This window comes from Pseudomonas sp. Mn2068, assembly GCF_049319725.1.
GTDB lineage: Bacteria > Pseudomonadota > Gammaproteobacteria > Pseudomonadales > Pseudomonadaceae > Aquipseudomonas > Aquipseudomonas gingeri.
The window spans coordinates 67770-93316 of the sequence record NZ_JBMOUG010000007.1; the positions used below are offsets into that span (position 1 = coordinate 67770).

The 25547-nt window shown below is 61.3% G+C and carries 20 protein-coding genes and 2 pseudogenes; 17 read left to right on the forward strand and 5 right to left on the reverse strand.

What is annotated here, in order from left to right; all coding sequences use genetic code 11:
• The first annotated feature begins 308 nt into the window (after positions 1-308).
• From gyrA to ACL9RJ_RS17330, 12 genes and pseudogenes are all read left to right on the forward strand, one after another.
• The gene (gene gyrA / locus ACL9RJ_RS17275; RefSeq protein ID WP_017129664.1) at positions 309-3107 is read left to right on the forward strand and encodes a DNA gyrase subunit A; all 2799 of its coding nucleotides are present in this window, start codon (positions 309-311) and stop codon (positions 3105-3107) included.
• 209 nt (positions 3108-3316) lie between these two features.
• A complete protein-coding gene (serC, locus tag ACL9RJ_RS17280) occupies positions 3317-4402 on the forward strand; it encodes a 3-phosphoserine/phosphohydroxythreonine transaminase (protein WP_422765500.1) in 1086 nt (361 codons plus the stop codon).
• A complete protein-coding gene (pheA, locus tag ACL9RJ_RS17285; RefSeq protein ID WP_017129662.1) occupies positions 4402-5496 on the forward strand; it encodes a prephenate dehydratase in 1095 nt (364 codons plus the stop codon). Before serC ends, pheA begins: the two co-directional genes overlap by 1 nt.
• Positions 5497-5507: 11 nt before the next feature.
• Positions 5508-6620: a histidinol-phosphate transaminase gene (hisC, locus tag ACL9RJ_RS17290; RefSeq protein WP_017129661.1), complete on the forward strand. Its 1113-nt coding sequence runs from the start codon at positions 5508-5510 to the stop codon at positions 6618-6620.
• Between the two features lie 28 nt (positions 6621-6648).
• Positions 6649-7548: pseudogene (locus ACL9RJ_RS17295) on the forward strand (prephenate dehydrogenase/arogenate dehydrogenase family protein); the annotation flags it as partial.
• A 20-nt stretch (positions 7549-7568) separates the two neighbouring features.
• Positions 7569-8258, forward strand: coding sequence for a (d)CMP kinase (gene cmk, locus ACL9RJ_RS17300; RefSeq protein ID WP_017129660.1), 690 nt, complete (start codon positions 7569-7571; stop codon positions 8256-8258).
• Between the two features lie 120 nt (positions 8259-8378).
• Positions 8379-10064, forward strand: coding sequence for a 30S ribosomal protein S1 (rpsA, locus tag ACL9RJ_RS17305; RefSeq protein ID WP_017129659.1), 1686 nt, complete (start codon positions 8379-8381; stop codon positions 10062-10064).
• A gap of 192 nt (positions 10065-10256) precedes the next feature.
• Positions 10257-10538, forward strand: coding sequence for a hypothetical protein (locus ACL9RJ_RS17310; protein ID WP_017129658.1), 282 nt, complete (start codon positions 10257-10259; stop codon positions 10536-10538).
• 133 nt (positions 10539-10671) lie between these two features.
• Positions 10672-10971 (forward strand): integration host factor subunit beta, encoded by a 300-nt coding sequence (gene ihfB / locus ACL9RJ_RS17315; protein ID WP_017129657.1) that lies wholly within the window; start codon positions 10672-10674, stop codon positions 10969-10971.
• A gap of 404 nt (positions 10972-11375) precedes the next feature.
• The gene (locus ACL9RJ_RS17320) at positions 11376-12395 is read left to right on the forward strand and encodes an MraY family glycosyltransferase (RefSeq protein ID WP_017129656.1); all 1020 of its coding nucleotides are present in this window, start codon (positions 11376-11378) and stop codon (positions 12393-12395) included.
• 90 nt (positions 12396-12485) lie between these two features.
• Complete coding sequence (locus ACL9RJ_RS17325; protein WP_422765541.1) at positions 12486-14480, forward strand: polysaccharide biosynthesis protein; 1995 nt, start codon at positions 12486-12488, stop codon at positions 14478-14480.
• Positions 14481-14591: 111 nt separating this feature from the next.
• Positions 14592-14924, forward strand: a complete 333-nt coding sequence (locus tag ACL9RJ_RS17330; RefSeq protein ID WP_017129654.1) for a ComEA family DNA-binding protein — start codon at positions 14592-14594, stop codon at positions 14922-14924.
• An 85-nt stretch (positions 14925-15009) separates the two neighbouring features.
• Here ACL9RJ_RS17330 and ACL9RJ_RS17335 read toward each other — a convergent pair whose 3' ends face one another.
• The 3 genes from ACL9RJ_RS17335 to eat all read right to left on the reverse strand — a co-directional run bounded on the left by ACL9RJ_RS17335 (position 15010) and on the right by eat (position 17327).
• The gene (locus ACL9RJ_RS17335; RefSeq protein WP_017129653.1) at positions 15010-15570 is read right to left on the reverse strand and encodes a TetR/AcrR family transcriptional regulator; all 561 of its coding nucleotides are present in this window, start codon (positions 15568-15570) and stop codon (positions 15010-15012) included.
• Positions 15571-15673: 103 nt separating this feature from the next.
• Positions 15674-15841, reverse strand: coding sequence for a DUF2897 family protein (locus ACL9RJ_RS17340; protein ID WP_017129652.1), 168 nt, complete (start codon positions 15839-15841; stop codon positions 15674-15676).
• Positions 15842-15962: 121 nt separating this feature from the next.
• Positions 15963-17327: an ethanolamine permease gene (gene eat / locus ACL9RJ_RS17345; RefSeq protein ID WP_017129651.1), complete on the reverse strand. Its 1365-nt coding sequence runs from the start codon at positions 17325-17327 to the stop codon at positions 15963-15965.
• Between the two features lie 262 nt (positions 17328-17589).
• Between eat and pyrF the strand changes: the two genes are divergently transcribed.
• Positions 17590-18288, forward strand: a complete 699-nt coding sequence (gene pyrF / locus ACL9RJ_RS17350; RefSeq protein WP_017129650.1) for an orotidine-5'-phosphate decarboxylase — start codon at positions 17590-17592, stop codon at positions 18286-18288.
• A 78-nt stretch (positions 18289-18366) separates the two neighbouring features.
• Here pyrF and ACL9RJ_RS17355 read toward each other — a convergent pair whose 3' ends face one another.
• Positions 18367-19371 carry an NADP-dependent oxidoreductase gene (locus tag ACL9RJ_RS17355; RefSeq protein WP_017129649.1) on the reverse strand — a complete coding sequence of 335 codons (1005 nt, stop codon included), beginning with the start codon at positions 19369-19371 and terminating at the stop codon, positions 18367-18369.
• A 249-nt stretch (positions 19372-19620) separates the two neighbouring features.
• On the opposite strand from ACL9RJ_RS17355, the gene ACL9RJ_RS17360 reads away from it, so the two are divergent.
• From ACL9RJ_RS17360 to ACL9RJ_RS17375, 4 genes and pseudogenes are all read left to right on the forward strand, one after another.
• The gene (locus ACL9RJ_RS17360; RefSeq protein ID WP_017129648.1) at positions 19621-20382 is read left to right on the forward strand and encodes an SDR family oxidoreductase; all 762 of its coding nucleotides are present in this window, start codon (positions 19621-19623) and stop codon (positions 20380-20382) included.
• A gap of 250 nt (positions 20383-20632) precedes the next feature.
• The gene (locus tag ACL9RJ_RS17365) at positions 20633-22057 is read left to right on the forward strand and encodes a PLP-dependent aminotransferase family protein (protein WP_017129647.1); all 1425 of its coding nucleotides are present in this window, start codon (positions 20633-20635) and stop codon (positions 22055-22057) included.
• A gap of 996 nt (positions 22058-23053) precedes the next feature.
• Positions 23054-23230 (forward strand): annotated as a pseudogene (locus ACL9RJ_RS17370) (HAMP domain-containing protein); the annotation flags it as partial.
• Between the two features lie 204 nt (positions 23231-23434).
• Positions 23435-24139 carry a methyl-accepting chemotaxis protein gene (locus ACL9RJ_RS17375; protein ID WP_422765542.1) on the forward strand — a complete coding sequence of 235 codons (705 nt, stop codon included), beginning with the start codon at positions 23435-23437 and terminating at the stop codon, positions 24137-24139.
• Positions 24140-24256: 117 nt separating this feature from the next.
• Here ACL9RJ_RS17375 and ACL9RJ_RS17380 read toward each other — a convergent pair whose 3' ends face one another.
• Entirely contained in the window at positions 24257-25447 is a 1191-nt protein-coding gene (locus ACL9RJ_RS17380; RefSeq protein WP_422765502.1) for a benzoate/H(+) symporter BenE family transporter, read from the reverse strand.
• Positions 25448-25547 lie beyond the last annotated feature (100 nt).

Sequence of the window (25547 nt, forward strand, 5' to 3'; positions counted from 1 at the left end):
CAGGTGATTTTTTCGGGGTCTGGATGCAGGCATTTTGCTTTTAAGCCCCTCCCGATGCGCTCTCGAAGGGTTTCGTTGGTCGCCTGTCTACATCCTTATGTATCCGGGGATAGGTGCGTGGCGGCGATTGTGATAACATTCGGCGGTTTCCAGGGCTGTCCGAACCGACTGCCCTTACTGCGCAGATCCATGGCATAACTCGTTGATTTGTCGTAAGTCGTTGCCAGGCATCAGGTCGGCAGCGGCAAGCTTCGTTCGTCCCATATGGATGCGACGAAGTTTCACCAGAAAAAGGAATCAGGCTTCTCATGGGCGAACTGGCCAAAGAAATCCTCCCGGTCAATATCGAAGACGAGCTGAAACAGTCCTACCTCGACTACGCGATGAGCGTGATTGTCGGGCGGGCATTGCCCGATGCGCGCGATGGCTTGAAGCCCGTGCACCGGCGTGTCCTGTTTGCGATGAGCGAGCTGGGTAACGACTGGAACAAGCCGTACAAGAAATCTGCCCGTGTGGTCGGTGACGTGATCGGTAAGTATCACCCTCACGGTGATACCGCGGTGTACGACACCATTGTTCGGATGGCGCAGCCATTCTCCCTGCGTTATCTCCTGGTCGATGGCCAGGGCAACTTCGGTTCGGTCGACGGTGACAATGCCGCGGCCATGCGATACACCGAAGTGCGCATGACCAAGCTGGCGCACGAGCTGCTGGCCGACCTGCACAAGGAAACCGTGGACTGGGTGCCGAACTATGACGGCACCGAGCAGATACCGGCGGTCATGCCGACCCGTATCCCCAACCTGCTGGTCAACGGTTCCAGCGGTATCGCCGTGGGCATGGCGACCAACATCCCGCCGCACAACCTCGGTGAAGTGATCGACGGCTGCCTGGCGCTGATCGACAACCCCGAGCTGACCGTCGACGAACTGATGCAGTTCATCCCGGGGCCGGACTTCCCGACCGCCGCGATCATCAACGGCCGCGCCGGGATCATCGAGGCCTACCGCACCGGTCGCGGACGCATCTACATGCGTGCCCGCTCGACCGTCGAGGATATCGACAAGGTCGGTGGTCGCCAGCAGATCGTCATCACCGAACTGCCTTATCAATTGAACAAGGCTCGCCTGATCGAGAAGATCGCCGAGCTGGTCAAAGAGAAGAAGCTCGAAGGCATCACCGAGCTGCGCGACGAGTCCGACAAGGACGGTATGCGCGTCGTGATCGAGCTGCGTCGTGGCGAAGTGCCCGAGGTGATTCTCAACAACCTCTACGCCCAGACCCAGTTGCAGAGTGTGTTCGGCATCAACATCGTTGCGCTGATCGACGGTCGTCCGCGGATCCTCAATCTCAAGGACCTGCTGGAAGCCTTCGTCCGTCACCGTCGCGAAGTCGTCACCCGGCGTACCGTGTTCGAACTGCGCAAGGCCCGCGAGCGTGGACATATCCTCGAAGGCCAGGCCGTGGCCCTGTCGAACATCGACCCGGTGATCGCCCTGATCAAGGCTTCGCCGACGCCGTCGGAAGCCAAGGAAGCGCTGATCAGCACGCCCTGGGAATCCAGTGCGGTGATGACCATGGTCGAGCGTGCCGGGGCAGACTCCTGCCGTCCGGAAAACCTCGATCCGCAATACGGCCTGCGCGACGGCAAGTATTTCCTGTCGCCGGAACAGGCACAAGCCATCCTGGAGCTGCGCCTGCACCGCCTGACCGGCCTGGAGCACGAGAAGCTGCTGGCCGAATACCAGGAGATCCTCAACCAGATCGGCGAGCTGATCCGCATCCTCAACAGCGCCACGCGCCTGATGGAAGTGATCCGCGAAGAGCTGGAAGTCATTCGCGCCGAGTACGGCGATGCGCGTCGCACCGAAATCCTCGATGCGCGTCTCGACCTGACCCTGGGCGACATGATCCCGGAAGAAGAGCGCGTGGTGACCATTTCCCACAGCGGCTACGCCAAGACCCAGCCGTTGTCGGCCTACCAGGCCCAGCGTCGCGGTGGTAAGGGCAAGTCGGCGACCGGCGTCAAGGATGAGGACTACATCTCCCACCTGCTGGTCGCCAACAGCCATGCCACGCTCCTGCTGTTCTCCAGCAAGGGCAAGGTGTACTGGCTCAAGACCTATGAAATTCCCGAAGCGTCCCGCGCCGCTCGCGGCCGTCCGCTGGTCAACCTGCTGCCGCTGGACGAAGGTGAGTACATCACCACCATGCTGCAGATCGACCTGGAGGCCCTGCAGCAGAGCGCCGGTGCCGATGACGACCTGGACGATGCCGATGATGCGGTGATCGAAGGCGAAGTGATCGAAGCCGATGAAGCGGCCGATGCGGCCGAAGAAGTCGATGGCGACACGGCAGAGCTGGTGGCCGAGCCGACCGGTGCCTATATCTTCATGGCCACGGCCTTTGGTACGGTCAAGAAAACCCCGCTGGCACAATTCAGCCGTCCACGCTCCAGCGGCCTGATCGCCCTGAAGCTGAAGGAAGGCGATACCCTGATTGCCGCGGCGATCACCGATGGCGCCAAGGAAGTCATGCTGTTCTCCAACGCCGGCAAGGTGATTCGTTTCGCCGAGAGCGTGGTTCGCGAGATGGGCCGTGGCGCCCGTGGTATCCGCGGCATGCGTATCGGCAAGGGCCAGCAGTTGATCTCCATGCTGATCCCGGAATCGGGGGCGCAGATCCTGACCGCTTCCGAGCGCGGTTTCGGCAAGCGCACTCCGCTGAGCAAGTTCCCGCGGCGCGGACGTGGCGGCCAGGGCGTGATCGCCATGGTCACCAAGGACCGCAACGGCCAGCTGATTGGCGCGATCCAGGTGCAGGAAGGCGAGGAAATCATGCTGATTTCCGACCAGGGCACGCTGGTGCGTACCCGTGTCGACGAGGTTTCCAGCCTGGGCCGTAACACCCAGGGCGTGACCCTGATCAAGCTGGCCAGCGACGAGACCCTGGTCGGCCTGGAGCGTGTGCAGGAGCCATCGGAAGTCGAAGGCGAGGACCTGGAAAGTGAAGAAGGCGTCGAGTTCGGCGGCGAGGTGATGATCGACGGCGTGGCCGACGATTCGTCGCTGGATGCTGCGGCCGACGAAGTTGAACCGCAGGATTAATCAAGCGCCTGCGCCTGACGTTGTAGCTACTGTAGGACAACCGATCGAGGTGTGATCGGTTGTGATCGAACGCGGAGCGGTCGTTGTCGGACCGCTTCGTCGTGTCAGGAGTATCGAGATTCCCCGGCCCGCTCGGCCGGCGATTCTTTCCTGCAGGGCGCCGGGCAGGACGGGCGGCGTGTATATCTCCAAGCAAAGCGAGAGTGGATGTGAGCAAACGAGCCTATAACTTCTGCGCGGGTCCCGCTGCGCTGCCTGAAGCTGTCCTGTTGCGTGCCCAGTCGGAATTGCTGGACTGGCACGGCAAAGGGCTGTCGGTCATGGAAATGAGTCATCGCAGCGATGAATTCGTCTCCATCGCCACCAAGGCCGAGCAGGATCTGCGCGACCTGCTGGATATCCCCTCGAACTACAAGGTGCTGTTCCTGCAAGGTGGCGCCAGCCAGCAGTTTTCCCAGATTCCATTGAACCTGCTGCCTGAAAACGGCAAGGCCGACTATATCGATACCGGTATCTGGTCGCAGAAAGCCATCGAAGAAGCCTCGCGTTATGGTGCTGTCAATGTGGCGGCCACGGCCAAGCCCTACGACTACTTCGCCATTCCCGGGCAGAGCGAGTGGAACCTGTCCAAGGATGCTGCCTACGTTCACTACGCGCCGAACGAAACCATCGGTGGCCTGGAATTCAACTGGATTCCGGAAACCGGCGATGTGCCGCTGGTCGCCGACATGTCCTCGGACATTCTCTCGCGCCCTGTGGATATCTCCCGCTTCGGCATGATCTACGCCGGTGCGCAGAAGAACATCGGCCCGAGCGGCATCGTCGTGAACATCATTCGCGAAGACCTCCTGGGGCACGCGCGTTCGATCTGCCCGACCATGCTCAACTACAAGGTCGCGGCCGACAACGGCTCCATGTACAACACGCCGCCGACCCTGGCCTGGTACCTCTCCGGGCTGGTATTCGAGTGGCTGAAGGAGCAGGGTGGTGTAGCGGCCATCGGCAAGCTCAATGAGGTCAAGCAGCGCACTCTGTATGACTTCATCGATGCCAGCGGCCTGTACAGCAACCCGATCAACAAGACCGACCGCTCGTGGATGAACGTGCCGTTCCGTCTGGCTGACGACCGCCTGGACAAACCGTTCCTGGCCGGCGCCGACGCCCGCGGCCTGTTGAACCTCAAGGGTCACCGTTCGGTGGGCGGCATGCGTGCCTCCATCTATAACGCCGTCGACATCAATGCAGTCAATGCGCTGGTGGCGTACATGGCAGAGTTCGAGAAGGAACACGGCTAATGTCTGAGCAAGAACTCAAGGCACTGCGCCTGCGCATCGACAGTCTCGACGAGAAAGTCCTCGAGCTGATCAGCGAGCGCGCACGCTGCGCCCAGGAAGTCGCGCGGGTAAAGATGGCCTCGCTGGCCGAAGGCGAAGTGCCGGTGTTCTATCGCCCGGAGCGTGAAGCCCAGGTGCTCAAGCGAGTCATGGAGCGCAACCAGGGGCCGCTGGGCAATGAGGAGATGGCGCGGTTGTTCCGCGAGATCATGTCCTCCTGCCTGGCGCTGGAGCAGCCGCTGAAAGTGGCTTATCTGGGCCCCGAGGGTACCTTTACCCAGGCGGCGGCGATGAAGCACTTCGGTCATGCGGTGATCAGCAAGCCGATGGCGGCCATCGATGAAGTATTCCGTGAAGTCGCCGCCGGTGCGGTGAACTTCGGCGTGGTGCCGGTGGAAAACTCCACCGAGGGTGCGGTCAACCACACCCTCGACAGTTTCCTCGAGCACGACATGGTGATCTGTGGCGAAGTCGAGCTGCGTATCCACCACCATCTGCTGGTGGGCGAAAATACCAAGACCGACAGCATCAGTCGCATCTACTCCCATGCCCAGTCGCTGGCCCAGTGCCGCAAATGGCTGGACGCCCATTATCCGAATGTCGAGCGCGTGGCGGTGTCGAGCAACGCCGAGGCGGCCAAGCGGGTCAAGGGTGAGTGGAATTCGGCGGCGATTGCCGGCGATATGGCGGCAGGCCTGTATGGGTTGACCCGCCTGGCCGAGAAAATCGAGGACCGTCCGGACAACTCCACGCGGTTCCTGATGATCGGCAGCCAGGAAGTGCCGCCGACCGGCGACGACAAGACCTCGATCATTGTTTCCATGAGCAACAAGCCCGGCGCGCTCCATGAGCTGCTGGTGCCGTTCCACGACAACGGGATTGACCTGACGCGAATCGAAACCCGACCTTCGCGCAGCGGTAAATGGACGTACGTGTTCTTTATCGACTTCGTCGGCCATCACCGTGATCCGCTGGTCAAGGGTGTGCTGGAGAAGATCAGTCAGGAAGCGGTGGCCCTCAAGGTGCTGGGTTCCTACCCGAAAGCGGTTCTCTAAAGGCGTTGAACATGAGTGGCGACTTCCTCGCCCTGGCGCAGCCGGGCGTGCAACAACTTTCGCCTTACGTTCCGGGCAAGCCCGTGGACGAATTGGCGCGCGAGCTGGATATCGATCCGGCGCGCATCATCAAGCTGGCGAGCAATGAAAACCCGCTGGGCGCCAGTCCCAGGGCCCTGGCGGCGATTGGCGAGGCGTTGGCCGACCTGACCCGCTACCCGGACGGCAACGGCTTCGAGCTGAAGCAGCGCCTGTCCGAGTTGTGCGGCGTGCAGGCCAGCCAGGTGACCCTGGGCAACGGTTCCAACGATATCCTCGAACTGGTCGCCCGTGCCTACCTGGCGCCGGGCCTGAATGCGGTCTTCAGCGAGCATGCCTTCGCGATCTATCCGATCGTGACCCAGGCCGTGGCCGCCGACGCCCGCGTGGCTCCGGCCAGGGATTTCGGACATGACCTGCCGGCGATGCTGGCGGCGATCGACGAGAACACCCGCGTGGTGTTTATCGCCAACCCGAACAACCCGACCGGCACCTGGTTCGGCCCGCAGGCGCTGGAAGCCTTCCTGGCGAAGGTGCCCGGCAATGTGCTGGTGGTGCTGGACGAGGCGTATATCGAGTACGCCCAGGGCGAAGATCTGCCGAATGGCCTGAACTACCTGTCGACCTATCCGAACCTGCTGGTTTCCCGCACGTTCTCCAAGGCCTACGGCCTCGCGGCGCTGCGTGTCGGCTACGGGCTGTCGTCGCCGGCGGTGGCGGACATCCTCAATCGGGTGCGCCAGCCGTTCAACGTGAACAGTCTCGCCCTGGTGGCGGCCCATGCCGCGCTGGACGATGTCGAGTACGTGGCACGCAGTCGCGAGCTGAACGAAGCCGGCATGCGGCAACTGGAGGAAGGTTTCCGGCAGATGGGCCTGGGCTGGATTCCCTCGCGCGCCAATTTCCTCGCTGTCGATGTCGGTCGCGACGCGGGGCCGGTTTACCAGGGCCTGCTGCGCGAGGGCGTGATCGTGCGTCCGATCGCCGGTTATGGTTTGCCGCGGCACCTGCGCATCAGTATTGGCCTGGCCAGTGAAAACAGTCGTTTGCTCGAGGCCCTGGCCAAGGTCCTGGCTCGTGGTTGATGTCATGCCGATGCAATCTGTGACGCCTATGATCGGCCGCCTGGTGGTGGTCGGTCTCGGGCTGATTGGCGGTTCCTTCGCCAAGGGGCTGCGGGAAAGCGGCCTCTGCCGGGAAGTGGTCGGTGTCGATCTCGATCCGCAATCACGCCAGTTGGCGGTGGAGCTGGGGGTGGTCGATCGCTGCGAGGAAGATCTGGCGACCGCTTGTCGGGGAGCCGATGTGATTCAACTGGCGGTGCCGATCCTGGCCATGGAGAAGATGCTCGGCCTGTTGGCGGGCATGGACCTGGGGCAAGCGATCCTGACGGATGTCGGCAGTGCCAAGGGCAATGTGGTGCGTGCCGCCTGCTCGGCGTTTGGCGCCATGCCGCCGCGGTTCGTGCCCGGGCACCCGATTGCCGGATCCGAACAGAGCGGGGTGCAGGCTTCCAACGGCAAGCTGTTCCGCCGGCACAAGGTGATCCTGACCCCGCTGGATGAAACCGATCCGGCGGCGGTGGCCACGGTCGACCGGCTGTGGCGTGCCCTGGGCGCGGATGTCGAGCATATGCAGGTCCAGCGCCACGACGAAGTCCTGGCGGCCACCAGTCATTTGCCGCACCTGCTGGCTTTCGGCCTGGTGGATTCCCTGGCCAAGCGCAACGAGAACCTGGAGATTTTCCGTTACGCCGCCGGTGGATTCCGTGATTTCACGCGAATTGCCGGCAGCGATCCGGTCATGTGGCACGACATCTTCCTGGCCAATCGCGAGGCGGTGTTGCGTGCACTGGACACCTTCCGCAGCGACCTGGATGTCTTGCGCGATGCCGTCGACGCGGGGGATGGGCATCAACTGCTGGATGTGTTCGAGCGGGCCCAGGCGGCACGCGAACATTTCGGCAGGATCTTGGCCCGACGGGCCCGCAAGGACACAATGAACGCCAACGATGATCACAAAGAGGCTCAGTCGTGAATATTCAAGCTCCAGTCATCGCCATCGACGGACCCAGCGGCTCGGGCAAGGGCACTATCGCCGGTCTGCTGGCCAAGCGTCTGGGCTGGTGCCTGCTGGACTCTGGTGCGCTGTATCGGTTGCTGGCCTTCGCCGCGCGCAATCACGGTGTCGACCTGACCAACGAAGAGTCCCTCAAGCTGCTGGCCGCCCATCTCGACGTGCAGTTCATCGGTGCGACCGACGGCCAGCCGCAGCGCATCATTCTCGAAGGGGACGATGTCACCCAGGATATCCGCAACGAGTCGATCGGTGCCGGTGCTTCCCAGGTCGCGGCCCTGCCGGCGGTGCGCGACGCCTTGCTGCAGCGCCAGCGCGCATTCCAGGAGCCGCCGGGACTGGTGGCCGACGGTCGCGACATGGGGACCGTAGTGTTTCCCGATGCGCCGCTGAAGATTTTCCTCACCGCCAGTTCCGAGGAGCGGGCGCGTCGCCGGTACTTGCAGTTGAAGGCCAAGGGCGATGATGTTAGTCTGTCGAGTCTGCTAGATGAGATACGTGCACGCGATGAGCGTGACACCCAGCGAGCGGTAGCCCCGCTCAAGCCGGCGGCTGACGCCATACAGCTGGATTCCACGGAGTTGTCCATCGAGCAGGTGCTGGAACGCATCATGAGCGAGATCGCCATTCGCGATATCGCCGGGTGACCAAGAAGCGTGCAGGGGACCAGTCATAGTCCTGCATGGCTTCTTTCATATGAACGTAACCCACACCGTCTGGGGTGTGGCAGATGGGCGTATTCTTCGCCCTTATCAACAGGAATTAAAATGAGCGAAAGCTTTGCGGAACTCTTTGAAGAGAGCTTGAAGACCCTTAATCTTCAGGCTGGTTCGATCATCACCGGTGTTATCGTTGATATCGATTACCAAGCTCGTTGGGTCACTGTCCACGCTGGTCTGAAGTCTGAAGCTCTGATCCCGCTGGAACAGTTCTACAACGATGCTGGCGAGCTGAACATCAACGTCGGTGACGAAGTTCACGTGGCGCTGGATTCGGTTGAAGACGGCTTTGGTGAAACCAAGCTGTCCCGTGAAAAAGCCAAGCGCGCTGAATGCTGGATCGTTCTGGAAGCAGCCTTCGCAGCCGAGGAAGTGGTCAAGGGCGTTATCAACGGTAAGGTTAAAGGCGGCTTCACTGTCGACGTTAACGGCATCCGTGCGTTCCTGCCAGGTTCCCTGGTTGACGTCCGTCCAGTGCGCGACACCACGCACCTGGAAGGCAAAGAGCTCGAGTTCAAGGTCATCAAGCTCGACCAGAAACGCAACAACGTTGTCGTTTCCCGCCGCAGCGTCCTGGAAGCCGAGAACTCCGCCGAGCGTGAAGCTCTGCTGGAATCCCTGCAGGAAGGTCAGCAAGTCAAGGGTATCGTCAAGAACCTCACCGACTACGGCGCATTCGTCGATCTGGGTGGCGTCGATGGCCTGCTGCACATCACCGACATGGCCTGGAAGCGCATCAAGCATCCATCGGAAATCGTCAACGTTGGCGACGAGATCGATGTCAAGGTTCTGAAGTACGATCGCGAGCGCAATCGTGTTTCCCTGGGCCTGAAGCAGCTGGGCGAAGATCCATGGGTTGCTATCAAAGCCCGTTACCCAGAAAGCACCCGCGTTACCGCGCGTGTAACCAACCTGACCGACTACGGCTGCTTCGCTGAGCTGGAAGAAGGCGTTGAAGGTCTGGTGCACGTTTCGGAAATGGACTGGACCAACAAGAACATCCACCCTTCGAAAGTCGTACAAGTCGGCGACGAAGTGGAAGTCATGGTTCTGGACATCGACGAAGAGCGTCGTCGTATCTCCCTGGGCATCAAGCAGTGCAAGTCGAACCCATGGGAAGACTTCTCTGGCCAGTTCAACAAGGGCGACAAGATCTCCGGCACCATCAAGTCGATCACCGATTTCGGTATCTTCATTGGTCTGGACGGCGGCATCGACGGTCTGGTTCACCTGTCCGACATCTCCTGGAACGAAGTGGGCGAAGAAGCCGTACGTCGTTTCAAGAAGGGCGACGAGCTGGACACCGTCATCCTGTCGGTTGACCCAGAGCGTGAGCGCATCTCCCTGGGCATCAAGCAACTGGAAAGCGACCCGTTCTCCGAGTACGTCTCGGTTAACGACAAAGGCGCCATCGTTAAAGGCACTGTGAAAGAAGTTGACGCCAAAGGCGCCATCATCGTTCTGGCCGACGATATCGAAGCGACTCTGAAAGCCTCCGAAATCAGCCGTGACCGCGTTGAAGACGCGCGTAACGTCCTGAAGGAAGGCGAAGAAGTAGAAGCCAAGATCATCAGCGTTGACCGCAAGAGCCGCGTGATCCAGCTGTCGATCAAGTCGAAAGACGTTGAAGACGAGAAAGAAGCCATCCAGAGCCTGAAAGCAGCTCCGGAAGGCGAAGCAGCTGACACCACCATGGCTGCTCTGCTGCGTCAAGCAATGGCCAAACAGAACTGAGTTCTGTCTGACTGTTGAAAAAAGGGCGACTTCGGTCGCCCTTTTTTATGGCCGGGATTTGAGTGTTTCACGGGTGAAACCAAATCGGACGTGCTACGGTCACATTTATAAGTGTAAAGATCTGTGTGTCTGGATCAGCCATTGTCAGCTGTCGAAGGCTTTTCTCAGGGTGTCACCTTGATAAGGATGTGAATGAGCAAGCTCATAGCAGTATTTGCCCTGGCGTTGCTTGCCGGATGTACCACCAACGCCAAGACCCACGTCAGGCACGGTGTGAGCGGTATCGAGATCGACTGCTCGGGATTGGGTTCCGGCTGGGAAAAGTGCTACAAACGGGCGGCTCGCGAGTGCAAGGCTCAGGGCTACAAGGTCGTCACCAAGTCCAGTGATGCCAAGGATGATGAAGGTGACTATCTCTTTGGCTGGAATCCGGCAGGCTATGCCACCCGGACGATGCTGGTGATCTGCAACTAGTCGATATACACACCTCCAGGCCCGGACGTATCTGGTATGCAGATAAGTCAATAGATGGGCTGTTCAAAATCCTCAGGTCATGCTAAAACCTTCGAAGCGCTTTTCCTAGCTGCTTGAAAAAGAAGGGAAAAATATGACGAAGTCGGAGTTGATCGAACGAATTGTCACCCATCAGGGGCTGCTCTCATCCAAGGATGTCGAGTTGGCCATCAAGACCATGCTTGAGCAAATGTCCCAGTGCCTGGCGACTGGGGACCGGATCGAAATTCGTGGATTCGGTAGCTTTTCCCTGCACTATCGCGCACCGCGCGTGGGGCGCAATCCCAAGACCGGGCAGTCGGTCAGCCTGGATGGGAAGTTTGTACCGCACTTCAAACCGGGGAAGGAGCTTCGGGATCGGGTGAATGAAGATGAAGAGCATGATGATGCCTGATCATCTTCGCCAGGTGCGTATGCGTCTGGCCTGGTGATCTGTCCCGTTGTTCATCACCCTGCGGGCGATTGTATCTATCCCGATAAATCGGCATTCCGTTTATTGGATGGCATCCGGGATTGACCCGTTCGGTTCACTGTCTCCCTTTGTGCTCCGGGATCATGTCCGGTCGTAGCGGCTATTTCCCCGTTATCTCTTCCCCTCTGTATTTCGCTGGTTTTCTTGTCCATGGTGGCAAGTGTCGAGTTATTGCGTAGAGTCGTCTATATTCGCGGGCCCAACTGCCAGGTCGAGTATTTTCTGGCTTGGCCTCCTGTTTTTTACGACGCGTAAAGTTTCCGGGTCTGGCGAGTAAAAGCTGCTCGTGAATATCGTTATTTAAGTGTGGCAAGGATCTTGGCTTGATGATGATTTTGTTGTGCTGTTTGGTCGTGTTGATGGCGTCGTTATTGTTGACGGGCGCTCTTCGTCATTACGCGTTGGCGCGCAGCCTGATGGATATTCCCAACGAGCGCAGCTCTCATTCCGTCGCCACTCCCCGTGGTGGTGGCGTGGCCATCGTCGTCAGTTTCCTGGCTGTCTTGCCTGTCCTGGCGTTTACCGGCATCGTGCTTTGGCCCATCGTCTGGGCGCTGCTGGGTGCCGGCGCCTGTATCGCGCTGGTGGGGTTTCTCGACGATCATGGCCATGTAGCTGCTCGCTGGCGCTTGTTGGCTCATTTTTCGGCGGCGGCCTGGTTGCTTTTCTGGATGGGTGGCCTGCCGACTCTTGATATCATGGGCGCACGTATCAACCTGGGGTTGGTCGGTGATGTCTTGGCCGCCTTCTATCTGGTGTGGATGCTCAATCTTTATAATTTCATGGATGGAATCGACGGGATTGCCAGCGTAGAAGCGCTGACGGCGTGCCTCGGCGCGTGTCTTGTCTATACACTCACAGACAATGCAGGCCTGATCTGGCCGCCGTTGCTGCTGGCGATGGCGGTCGGTGGTTTTCTATACTGGAATTTTCCACCTGCCAGGATTTTCATGGGTGATGCCGGCAGCGGTTTTCTCGGCGTGATGCTCGGCGGGCTTTCCCTCCATGCGGCCTGGGCTGAACCCCGGTTGCTGTGGGTGTGGTTGATTTTGCTGGGCGTGTTCGTCGTCGACGCGACGTTTACGTTGATACGACGTTTACTGCGTGGTGACAAGGTGTACGAGGCGCATCGCAGTCATGCCTATCAATTTGCCTCGCGGCAGGTGGGCAGCCATCTGCCGGTGACTCTGGCGGTAACCGGGATCAATCTTGGCTGGTTGTTGCCGATTGCCCTATGTGTCGGATTGTCGATAGTGGACGGCGCCATCGGGCTGATTGTCGCGTATGTGCCGTTGGTTTTCCTGGCCTTCAGGTTTCACGCGGGCGAGCTGGAAAAAGCGGGCTGAGCGTTATCGTTTTTCCAGTTGGCTTGGACATGCCTGTATCGGATACAGCATGTGTATTGCCGTTTTTTGGATACTGGCCTTAGAGGGGTTATGGATAAGATACGAGCCTTTTTGTTAGGCCTCCCGCGTCGGCAAAAACGCGTTCTTCAGGTCATCGCCGACATTGTGCTGGTGTGGTTGGCGCTGTGGATGTCGTTTGTCGTCAGGCTGGGGCTGGACGACGTGATCAACCCGTTTACCCAGCACCGCTGGTTGTTTCTCTCCGCGCCTGTGGTGGCTATTCCGCTGTTTGTAAAATTCGGGTTGTACCGGGCGGTGATGCGTTATTTCGGCAATGATGCCCTGATCGCCATCGTCAAGGCGGTGAGCCTGTCCGCGCTGATCCTCGGTGTGGTGGTCTATCTCTATAGCAACCACCAGACAGTGGTGCCGCGATCCATCATGTTCAACTACTGGTGGTTGAGCCTGATCATGATCGGTGGTCTGCGTCTGGTGATGCGCCAGTACTTCCTGGGGGATTGGTTTGGTGCCTCCCAGCACATGCCTTTTGCCAATCGTGATAGCGGGCTGACGAAGGTGGCAGTGTACGGAGCCGGTTCGGCGGGTAACCAACTGGTTGCTGCGCTGCGCATGGGCCGCGCCATGCAGCCCGTTGCCTTTATTGACGATGACAGCAGTATTGCCGATCGCAGTATTTCCGGGTTGCAGGTCTACAAACCCAAGCATATCCAGCAGATGATCGATACCACGGGAGCCCAGGAAATCCTGCTGGCGATTCCTTCCTCTTCCCGCGGGCGCCGCCGTGAGATTCTTGGTTTCCTGGAAGGTTACCCCTTGCATGTACGCAGTGTGCCCGGGTTCATGGATCTGGCCAGCGGGCGGGTCAAGGTCGACGATATCCAGGAAGTCGATATCGCCGATCTGCTCGGGCGTGACGCCGTGCCTGCCCAGGCTGAACTGCTTGAGCATTGCATCAAGGGCCGTGCGGTGCTTGTCACCGGAGCCGGCGGCTCCATTGGTTCGGAGCTTTGCCGGCAGATTCTTGCCTTGCGCCCAACGACGCTTCTGCTTTTCGAGCACAGTGAGTTCAATCTCTACAGCATCTTGTCGGAGCTTGAGCGGCGCGTGGCCCGTGAGTCCCTGTCCGTGCGCCTGCTGCCGATCCTCGGCTCCGTGCGTAATCCGGACAAGTTGCTGTCTGTCATGAAAACCTGGCGTGTGGAAACGGTCTACCATGCGGCGGCGTACAAGCACGTGCCCATGGTCGAGCACAACATCGCCGAAGGCGTGCTGAACAATGTGATCGGCACCCTGAACACCGCTCAGGCGGCATTGCAGGCCGGCGTGGCGAACTTCGTGCTCATTTCCACCGACAAGGCGGTGCGGCCGACCAATGTCATGGGCAGCACCAAGCGTCTGGCCGAGATGACCCTGCAGGCCCTCAGTCGTGAGCTGGCACCGGTGCTCTTTGGTGATTCTAGCAATGTGTCCCGGGTCAACAAGACCCGTTTCACCATGGTTCGGTTTGGCAACGTGCTGGGTTCGTCGGGGTCGGTTATTCCGTTGTTCCACAAGCAGATCAAGGCGGGTGGGCCGCTGACGGTGACCCATCCGAAGATCACGCGTTACTTCATGACTATCCCTGAAGCCGCCCAACTGGTCATCCAGGCCGGCTCGATGGGGCAGGGGGGCGATGTGTTTGTCCTGGACATGGGCGAACCGGTCAGGATTGTCGAGCTGGCGGAAAAGATGATTCACCTTTCCGGCCTGAGTATCCGTTCCGACAAGAACCCTCATGGTGATATCGCGATCGAGTTCTCGGGGTTGCGACCTGGAGAAAAGCTTTACGAAGAGTTGCTGATCGGCGACAACGTGGCGGCGACCCAGCATCCGATGATCATGACCGCCAATGAAGACCTGCTGCCCTGGGAGGCGCTCAAGTTGCGCCTGTCCGAATTGCTTGCGGCCGTGGAGAGCGATGACTACGCACGTGTGCGTCAGTTGTTGCGGGACACCGTCAGTGGCTACGCTCCGGACGGTGAGATAGTGGACTGGATCTATCAGCAACGGCGCATGGATCCCTGAAGCTACACACCCGGTAACGGCCTCGTTTTTGACAAGGCTCCAGCATCACCTAGGTTTGGAAAGCAGCTTCGGAAAAGCTGCTTTCCCCTACGATGTCATGGAGTGTCACCTATGCGTACAGGCTTTTTCCCCTCCCTGTTGTTAACCGTTCTGCTCGGCGCCACCGCGGCGGTCAATGCGGCGCCAGCCGCCCAGACCGGCCAGCAAGCCGCACCCGCGAGTCAGGCAGAGTCTGCTCCAAAAGCCGGCAAGGTCAACCTGAACACCGCCGATGCCGAAACCATCCAGCGTGAACTGTCGGGCATCGGCGAGGCCAAGGCCCAGGCCATCGTCGCCTATCGGGAAGCGAACGGACCTTTCTCTTCGGTGGATGAGTTGCTTGAGGTCAAGGGGATCGGCAAGGCGATTCTCGACAAGAATCGCGACCAACTGGCGATCAACTGACGGCGTCGATCCGGCGCTCGAGACCGGTCCGGGGATCGGTCTCTTTTTCGTCAGGGGCCCTGGTTGTCGCAGCCCCTGGCGAGCCTTACTCCACCTGATCCTTCAAATGCGCCCTGGTTACATCCAGGATTTTCTGCGCCAGTTCGGCGTCTTCCGCACTGCGCGAGAGCACCAGCGCCCCGACCAGCGTCGCCAGCATCACGATACTCTGGTCCTGTGCATCCGGTCCGCCACCCAGCGCCTCCTCGACCTGCTTGAGCCGGGACTCGATCACCGTGTCGGTGGTCGGGCTCGGTGCGCCACGTTGTCCCAGCTCCGAGCACATGGTCGGCAATGGGCATCCGTGTTCCGGCGTGGTCAGGTGCCACTCGGACAGGTAGCTGTCGATGAACGCCTGTACCGGCTTGTCCTGGCTGAACAGCGTGTCGCAATGCACGTCCAGTTCCGCCGCGGCTTCCTGCAGGGCTTTCTCGACCAGTTCGTCCTTGGATTTGAAGTGCGCGTAGAAGCCGCCGTGGGTCAGGCCCAGGGCTTTCATCAAGGGCTGCAGGCCGGTCGCGCCAATACCGTCACGGCGAAAGCGGGCCGCCGCTTCCTTGATGATGCGCTCGTGGGTCTGGGCTTTATGATCGTGTGAATAGCGCATGGCTCAACCTCCAAATCTCCGGCCAATGATAACTGTGAGTTGTCGGCAGAGGGTTGGATTTTTTGAAGGTTGGTTCAAATCCGTTCAAATGCAGGAGGGGGTGTCAGCGGTCCTGCGCGTCCTTGGCATCCATCTCGGCGTTGCGCTCCTGGACGCGCTTGCGCTGTTCGTCGGTGAGCTCCACTTTGGTGGCGGTGTCGCGCAACATCATCAGGCCGCCGACGATGGAGCCGATGGCAACCACGATGATCAACCAGGCATACCAGGGCATGGGATTCTCCTTGATGGACCGATCCCGCGCGAGAAGTTCGTGCGGGATGCCGGCCCTTACCACTTTGAGTCACGGGATTTCTCAGTGGTTCAATTGTAAGCCCGTTCTGCTCCGATAGCTCTTACTGCCCGGTCAGCATCGCATCCGCCGGGGCGTCGGCGCGCAACTGCGCGGTCAGCAGGAAGTACAGGAAGCCGGCGGCCATGAAGCCGACGAAGATCAGGCCGATCAGCGCGTTGAACCAGGCCATGGCGACCAGGCAGACCACGGCCAGGAACAGCGCGATGGCCGGGACGAGCGGATAGCCCGGCGCGCGGAAGGTGCGCTCCAGGTCCGGCTCGGTTTTGCGCAGTTTGAACAGGCTGAGCATGCTCATGATGTACATGACGATCGCGCCGAATACCGCCATGGTGATCATGGCCGCGGTGAGGGTCATGCCGCTGAGGTTGATCAGGCCGTCGCTGTAGATGGCGGCGATGCCGATCAGGCCGCCGACGATAATGGCGCGATGCGGGGTCTGGAAGCGCGAGAGCTTGGCCAGGGACGCGGGCAGGTAGCCGGCGCGGGCCAGGGCGAAGAACTGGCGCGAATAACCGAGGATGATCCCGTGGAAACTCGCCACCAGGCCGAACAGGCCGATCCACACCAGCATGTGCAGCCAGCCGGAGCTGTCGCCGACCACAGCTTTCATCGCCTGTGGCAGGGGATCGTTGATGTTCGACAAGGTACGCCAGTCACCGACGCCACCGGCGAAGAACATCACGCCCATCGCCAGCAGCACCAGGGTCAGGATGCCGCTGATATAGGCCTTGGGAATGGTGCGTTTCGGATCCTTGGCTTCTTCGGCGGCCATGGCGGCGCCTTCGATCGCGAGGAAAAACCAGATGGCAAACGGAATGGCTGCGAACATCCCGGCAATCGCCGGCGCGCCGAAGCTGTCGGCTCCGGCCCAGCCGTTCAGGGCGAAATGGCTGAAGCTGAAGGCCGGTGCGACCACGCCCATGAATACCAGCAACTCGGCCACCGCCAGGACGCAGACCACCAGTTCGAAGGTGGCGGCCAGTTTCACCCCGAGGATGTTCAGGCCCATGAACACAATGTAGGCGCCCACGGCGGCATGCTTGGGATCAAGCGCGGGGAACTGCACATTCAGGTAGGCACCGATGGCCAGGGCAATGGCCGGTGGCGCGAAGACAAACTCGATCAGTGTCGCCAGGCCGGCGATCAGCCCGCCTTTCTCGCCAAAGGCCCGGCGGCTGTAGGCAAAGGGGCCGCCCGCGTGGGGAATGGCGGTGGTCAGTTCGGTAAAGCTGAAGATGAAGCAGGTGTACATCGCCGCGACCATCAACGATGTCACCAGGAATCCGAGCGTACCGGCGACGCCCCAGCCGTAGCTCCAGCCGAAATACTCGCCGGAAATCACCAGGCCGACGGCGATGCCCCACAGATGCAACGTGCCCAGCGTGGGCTTGAGTCGAGTGTTCATATGTTTCTCCCTGAACCGTTTGGATACCGCTCGGAACAGGCGGGTGCAGCGGACGTGCCAGCGCCGGGGAATGCGTCGCAAAGGGTGAAAAAGCTGTCGTATCGAGGATATTTCGCCGATGTTGCCCGGGATTTCGACTTTAATTGGTGCGAGTGGGGACCTTTATGGCGCGCCGTGGGCACATTTGCCGATCACCGGGTCCCGATCAGCCCCGGCTTGCGCTACAATCCGCGCCGATTTCGACTTGCCTGAGAGCCCATCCATGTCCGCCTGCCAGACTCCTATCATCGTCGCCCTGGATTACCCCACCCGTGACGCCGCCCTGAAGCTGGCCGATCAACTGGACCCGAAACTGTGCCGGGTCAAAGTCGGCAAGGAACTGTTCACCAGCTGCGCCTCGGAAATTGTCGGGACCCTGCGCGACAAGGGCTTCGAAGTGTTCCTGGATCTCAAGTTCCACGACATTCCCAACACCACCGCGATGGCGGTCAAGGCAGCCGCGGAAATGGGGGTCTGGATGGTCAATGTCCATTGCTCCGGTGGCCTGCGCATGATGGCGGCCTGTCGTGAAGTGCTCGACCAGCGCAGCGGTCCGAAGCCGTTGTTGATCGGCGTGACCGTGCTGACCAGCATGGAGCGTGAAGACCTGGCGGGTATCGGCCTGGATGTCGAGCCGCAGGTGCAGGTGCTGCGTCTGGCGGCCCTGGCCGAGAAGGCCGGGCTCGATGGCCTGGTGTGTTCGGCGCTGGAAGCCACGGCGCTGAAGAGTGCCCATCCGGGCCTGCAACTGGTGACCCCGGGGATTCGTCCGGCGGGCAGCGCCCAGGACGACCAACGACGGATCCTGACGCCACGCCAGGCACTGCAGGCCGGTTCCGACTACCTGGTGATCGGTCGCCCGATCAGCCAGGCGGCAGACCCGGCCCAGGCCCTGGCGGCGGTCGTGGCCGAGCTGGCCTGATCCGGCCTGCCGGTGGGGGAGTGGTGCTTGTGCGGGAGCGGGCAAGCCCGCTCCTGCCGGTCGTGGTGAGCAGTCCTTTCAGACCTTCAGCACCAGCTTGCCGAAATTCTCGCCACTGAACAGCTTGCCCAGGGTTTCGGGGAAAGTCTGCAGGCCCTCGACGATATCCTCCTTGCTCTTGAGCTGCCCCTTGGCCATCCAGCCGGCCATTTCCTGCCCGGCGGCGGCGAAGCGCGCGGCGTAGTCCATGACCACGAAACCTTCCATGCGTGCGCGATTGACCAGCAGCGCCAGGTAGTTGGCCGGACCCTTGACGGCTTCCTTGTTGTTGTACTGGCTGATGGCCCCGCAGATCACCACGCGAGCCTTGAGGTTCAGGCGGGTCAGCACGGCGTCGAGGATATCGCCGCCGACATTGTCGAAATACACGTCGACACCCTTCGGACACTCGCGTTTCAGACCGGCCTGAACGTCTTCGTTCTTGTAGTCGATGGTGCCGTCGAAGCCCAGTTCGTCGACCAGGAACCGGCACTTCTGCGCGCCGCCGGCAATCCCCACCACACGGCAGCCCTTGAGCTTGGCGATCTGCCCGGCAATGCTGCCCACGGCTCCGGCGGCGCCGGAGATCACCACGGTTTCACCGGCTTTCGGCGCACCGACATCGAGCAGGGCGAAGTAGGCGGTCATCCCGGTCATGCCCAGCGCCGACAGGTAGACCGGCAGCGGCGCCAGCTTCGGATCGACCTTGTAGAAGCCCCGTGGCTCACCGAGGAAATAATCCTGCACGCCCAGCGCCCCGTTGACGTAGTCGCCGACGGCAAACCCCGGGTTGTTGGAGGCAATCACCTTGCCGACTCCCAGCGCACGCATGACCTCACCCAGGCCCACCGGCGGGATATAGGACTTGCCTTCGTTCATCCAGCCGCGCATCGCGGGGTCCAGGGACAGGTACTCGTTGCGGACCAGGATCTGGTTCGCCCCCGGCTCGCCCACCGGGACTTCCTGATAGGTGAAGGTGTCACGGTTCGCAGCCCCGACCGGGCGTTTGGCCAGGAGGAATTGGCGATTGTTCTGGGTGGTCATGGCAGGCACTCGAAGCGATCAATGAAGCCTTGTAGATAGACCCTGATCGGCATCACGGCAAGTTTTGCCCGTCGGGCGAATAGGCTGCGATCCACTGCAATGATGGTGGTCATCGCGCTGTTATCACCACAACTTATCACTGCGGTGCATAAGGCGATAACCGGCCTTCTGATAGTGCTGCCCCGCGGGGCCGGCCACTGGCTAGACTCGGTTCACGCGACCTTTCACCCACTCAGCGAGGACAGAACCATGAGCATGACGTTTTCCGGCCAGGTGGCCCTGGTGACCGGCGCTGCCGCCGGGATTGGCCGGGCAACCGCCCAGGCTTTTGCCGCCGAAGGCCTGAAGGTGGTGGTGGCCGACCTGGATGTGGCGGGGGGCGAGGGCACCGTCGAACTGATCCGTGCCGACGGTGGCGAGGCGATCTTCGTCCGCTGCAATGTCACCCAGGAAGCCGACGTGCAGAAACTCATGGAGCAGGCCGTCGCTGCCTACGGTCGGGTCGACTACGCCTTCAACAATGCCGGGATCGAGATCGAGAAGGGCAAGTTGGCCGATGGCACCCTGGATGAGTTCGACGCGATCATGGGCGTCAATGTCAAAGGCGTCTGGCTGTGCATGAAGTACCAGTTGCCGTTGATGCTCGCCCAGGGCGGCGGCGCGATCGTCAACACGGCGTCGGTCGCCGGCCTCGGGGCCGCGCCGAAGATGAGCATCTATGCGGCTTCCAAGCACGCGGTGATCGGCCTGACCAAATCGGCGGCGATCGAATACGCGAAGAAGAAAATTCGTGTCAACGCCGTATGCCCGGCGGTGATCGACACCGACATGTTCCGGCGCGCCTATGAGGCCGATCCGAAGAAGGGCGAGTTCGCCGCGGCGATGCACCCGGTCGGCCGTATCGGCAAGGTCGAGGAGATTGCCAGCGCGGTGCTCTACCTGTGCAGCGACGGCGCGGCGTTCACCACCGGTCACGCCCTGGCAGTGGATGGCGGAGCCACGGCCATTTGATCTGTCGTGCTGTTCGCCGCTGCCTGTAGCCCCCCGGTAAAGGAACCCGCCCAGTGCGGGTTTTTTTATGTCCGCCAGTGTGGCGCGTCCCGTCGGTATATTCCCTCGCGGCCGTCAGTCAGGCGCTGCAGGCCGCGGTATACGGGGCTTGCAGGGGAGTACCGGGAAGCTTTTTGTGCAAGCTGAGGTGCCGGGCTTTTGTGTTTAACTGTTTAACGAGAAATAACCGTGCTTTGGAGCGTCACACACAATGGATCTGGAAATTGATCGGCAGGCACTGGTGCCCGTCGTGCAGCAAATCGTCAGTGCGATCGTCGAATGGACCCGCCTGACCCGGGCCTGTCCGGGGACGCGCCTGCCGTCGGTGCGACAGTTGGCCAAGGAAAACTCTCTCAGTCAGGCCAATGTGACCGAGGCCTATGAGCGCCTGGTCATGCAGGGGGTACTGGCGTCACGCAATGGCTCGGTGTTCATTGTCGCCGACAGCGGCACGGCGTCCTCCCCCGGTACCGAGCCGGAGTGGTACGAGGGGTTGGAAACCCAGTGGGGAGCGTTCAGCGAGCATCCATTGGGGGAGTTGAAACTGGGCTGTGGCTGGATTCCCCAGGGCTGGCGGGAAAGTGACGATATCGGTTATGCGGTGCGTGAAGTCAGCCGGACCCAGATGCAGGGCCTGTTCCACTACAGCACCCCCTTGGGCTTGCCCGCCTTGCGCCAGCAATTGCACAAGCGCCTGACCCAGAAAGGCATTCAGTCCGGCGACGGCGAAGTCCTGACGACCCTGGGCATCACCCAGGGCCTCGACCTGCTGGTGCGCACGCTGCTCAAGCCGGGGGATTGCGTGCTGGTCGAGACTCCGGGTTATGGCAATCTCTACAAGCTCCTGGCCTTGCAGGGCATCGAATTGCTGGAAGTCCCCAGGACGCGCACGGGCCCTGACATCGAGGTGTTGCGCGGACACCTGCGCAGGCACCGGCCGAAGTGCCTGTTCATCAACAGCCTCTACCATAATCCGACGGGCAGCAGCCTGACCCTCCCGGTCGCCACGCAGTTGTTGCAACTGGCGCAGTCGGAGGATTTCCTGATTGTCGAGGACGGCGCCTTCAGCGATCTGCAGGGCGGCCCCGGAGTGCAACTGGCGGCACTGGACTCGCAGCAGCGGGTCATCTACCTGGGTGGTTTCTCCAAGACCCTGAGCAGTTCCCTGAAGGTCGGCTTTATCCGCGCTCACGCCGGGCTGATCCAGCGCCTGGCCGAGGTGAAGATGATTACCAGCCTGGGGGCTTCGCGCTTTGCCGAATGCGTGGTTGCCACGCTGCTGGCCAACGGCGCCTATCGCAAGCTGGTACAGCGCCTGCGCCAGCGGCTGGGGGCGGAGATGGCCACGACCCTGGACCTGCTCGAAGAGACGGGCTGGGAAGTTTTCAGCGAGCCGTCCGGCGGCATGTTCGTCTGGGCGCGCAGCCGACGTTACAGTCCTACCCAGGTCCAGGCCGGTGCCCATAAACTCGGGGTATTGCTTGCACAGGATGCGGTCTTTACCCCGAGGGCAACTTCCGCGGGCTGGCTGCGGATCAACGTGGCCTATGCGGCGGATCAGCGGGCACAGAAATTCTTCCGTTTGCTGGGCGATACCGAATCGACCTCGACCATTCTGAAAACGACGCGGGTGTAGCTTTTGGCCATTATTCCGGCGCCAAAGGCTTGTGCTTCACCGGTCGTGGTTGCGAATCTGCACGAATCTTGAATGGCTTGTGCGCCTTCAGCATTCGAACGGGGATTAAGCACCATGATTTCTGCCGTGCAAGGACGTTTTGCCAACCTGGGTATGGCGAAGAAGATGGGCATCGGTTTTGCCCTGGTATTGCTGCTGACCGGATTGGTGGCGGCAATCGGCGTCTGGTCCTTGCAGACCATCAGTCTGCGTTTCGAAGGGCTGAAGCAGATGTCCTCGCTCAACAGCAGCCTGCTCAAGGTGCGCCTGCTGGAGCAGGACTATGCCCTGCATTCGGACGCCAAGACGGTCGATGCGCTGCATGAGGGCGTGGATGCCCTGGCGGCGCAGGCAGAGGCACTCAAGGCGCAATCACCGGCCAACGTGCCGGTGATGACCGATGTCGAGCAAGCCCTGGTGGCCTATCGCAAGGCGTTCGACGAATTTGTCGAGCTGACCCAGGCCAAGGACCTGGCGCTGGAGATGGCCAGTTGGTCGGTCTCCAGTGTGGCCAACAACCTCGATGTCCTGCAGGCCGGCCTGGCCGATGATGGCGCCTATGGACTCAAGCAGTCCGAGGGCAAGGAAGGCAGCGAGTTCATCGAGCAGGCCGGCCAGGTCAGCCACGTCTCGCAGTTGATGCTGCAGGCGATGAACGAGGCGCGGGTGCGTCTCGATCAAAGCCGCAAGGGCGACGAGGAAAACCAGGCCCAGGGCAAGATCGAACAGGCGGACCAGGCCCTGGCCGGCGTCGAACAGCTCAAGACCGCGGTCAAGGACCCCGGCTACCAGACGGTACTCAATGAGGTTGGCGGTCATATCGCCAGTTTCGGTGAAAAGCTCACCGAGTACACCGGCCTGCTGGAGCAGGAAAAGAAGGTCTACCAGCAACTGCACGAGCGTGCCGCGCAGGTGGTCGAGCGGGTCAACCAGGCCTACGCGGCTGAAGATCAGTCGATGCAGGCCGAACTGAAGAAGAACTCGATACTGATCATCGGTTCGTCCGCCCTGGCCTTGTTGGTCGGTCTGGTGGCGGCGCTGGTGATCACCCGCCTGATTGTCGCGCCGCTGCGCAGCGTGATCCGGGTGGCCCAGCAGATCGCCGCCGGCGACCTGACCGGCACGGTGGAGGTCCAGCGTCGTGACGAGATCGGCCAGTTGATGCAGGCGATGCAGCAGATGGGCGCCGGCCTGAGCGGCATCGTCAGTGGCTTGCAAGCCGGGATCGAGCAGTTGGCGACCTCGGCGCATTCCCTGTCGGCGGTGACCGAGCAGACCAACCTGGAAGTCAGCACGCAGAAGGAAGAAACCGAGCAGGTGGCGACGGCGATGAACCAGATGACCGCCACGGTCCACGATGTCGCGCGCAATGCCGAAGAGGCCGCGCAGGCGGCACAGACCGCCGACGACAAGGTCGACAGCGGCCAGCAGGTGGTGCGCCAGAGCATGCAACGTATCGAGCAACTGGCGGACTCGGCCAACTCGGCCAGCCTGAGCATCGAAAGCCTGAGTGCGGAAATCCAGAATATCGGCACCGTGCTGAGTGTGATCAAGAGCGTGGCCGAGCAGACCAACCTGCTGGCGCTCAATGCCGCGATCGAGGCGGCCCGTGCCGGTGAGCAGGGACGCGGTTTCGCGGTGGTGGCGGACGAGGTGCGGGCCCTGGCCAAGCGCACCCAGCAGTCCACGGAAGAAATCGAACGGCTGGTCAGCGCCCTGCGTTCAGCCGCGCAATCGTCGGTGCAGCAGATCCGCAGCAGCGGTGAACTGGTCAAGCTGGCGGTCAGCGATGCCCTGCAGACCGAAAGCGCCCTGGGCAGCATCGCCGCGGCGGTGTCGCTGATCCAGCAGATGAACCAGCAGATTGCCGCGGCCGCCGAGGAGCAAAGCTCGGTGGCGGAAGAGATCAATCGCAGTGTGACCAGCATCCGGGCCAGTGCCGATCAATCGGCGGTGGCGATGCAGGGCAACGCGGCCTCCAGTATCGAACTGGCGCAGTTGGGGATGGAACTGAAGGGCATGGTCGGGCATTTCCGCCTCTGAGCTGCCCGGGTTCTTTGTGGGAGCCGGCTTGCCGGCGATGGCGTCCATGGGCGCGCGGCGCAGGACTCGCTGGCCTCGTCGCCAGCAAGCCGGCTCCTACACGTTGAATCGATGAATTCAGGCCTTGCGCCAGTTGAGGATCATCAGTGTCAGCACGCCCGCGACAATCCCCCAGAACGCCGAGCCTACCGAAAACAGGGTGAAGCCCGATGCGGTGACCATGAAGGTGATCAGCGCGGCTTCCCGTTCCCGGGGTTCGTTCATGGCGATACTCAGGCCGTTGATGATCGAGCCGAACAGCGCCAGCGCGGCAATCGACAGCACCAGTTCTTTTGGCAGCGCGGCGAACAGCGCGGCCAGCGTGGCGCCGAACGTCCCGGCGATCCCGTAGAAGATCCCGCACCACACCGCCGCGGTGTAGCGCTTGCTCTTGTCCTCATGGGCATGGGGCCCGGTGCAGATCGCTGCGCTGATGGCCGCCAGGTTGATCCCGTGGGAGCCGAACGGCGCCAGTAGCAGCGAAGCGATGCCGGTCACGCTGATCAGGGGCGAGGCGGGCACGTCGTAGCCGTCTGCCCGCAGCACGGCGATGCCCGGCATGTTCTGCGAAGTCATGGCCACCACGAACAGCGGAATGCCGATACTGATGGTCGCCGCCAGCGAGAACGACGGGGTGGTCCAGACCGGTGTTGCCACCTCCAGGTGAAAGCCACTGAAGTCCAGCAGGCCCAGCAACCCGGAAAGGGCGGTGCCGACCAGCAGCGCCGCGAGCACCGCGTAGCGTGGCGACAGGCGCTTGGCCACCAGATAGGTGAAGAACATCCCCAGCACCAGGCCCGTGCGGTGCTGGGCGGCGACAAAGATCTCGCTGCCGATCTTGAACAGGATGCCGGCCAGCAGCGCCGCTGCCAGGGACGAAGGCAGGCGCTTGACCAGTTTTTCGAAGCTGCCTGTCAGGCCACAGATCGTCACCAGCACCGCGCAGGTGATATAGGCACCGATCGCTTCGCCGTAGGTGACGCCGGACAGGCTGGTGATCAGCAGTGCGGCACCCGGGGTCGACCAGGCAACCGTCACGGGCGTTCGGTAGCGCAGGGACAGGCCGATGCTGCAGATTGCCATGCCGATGGACAGCGCCCAGATCCACGAGGAAATCTGTCCGCCGCTCAGGCCGGCGGCTTGTCCGGCCTGGAACATCAACACCAGGGAGCTGGTGTAGCCGGTCATCATCGCAATGAAACCGGCGACCACCGCGGAAGGCGAGGTGTCGGCCAGGGGGCGCAGGCGCGCTTGAGTGATGTCGGTCATGGCGGGATTCCTTGCTCTGGAAAACGCTGCTGGAAAACAGGCGTGAATGCTTCTTGCAGCCTAAACGCAAAAGTAACCGTCTATTGCAATACAGCCAATG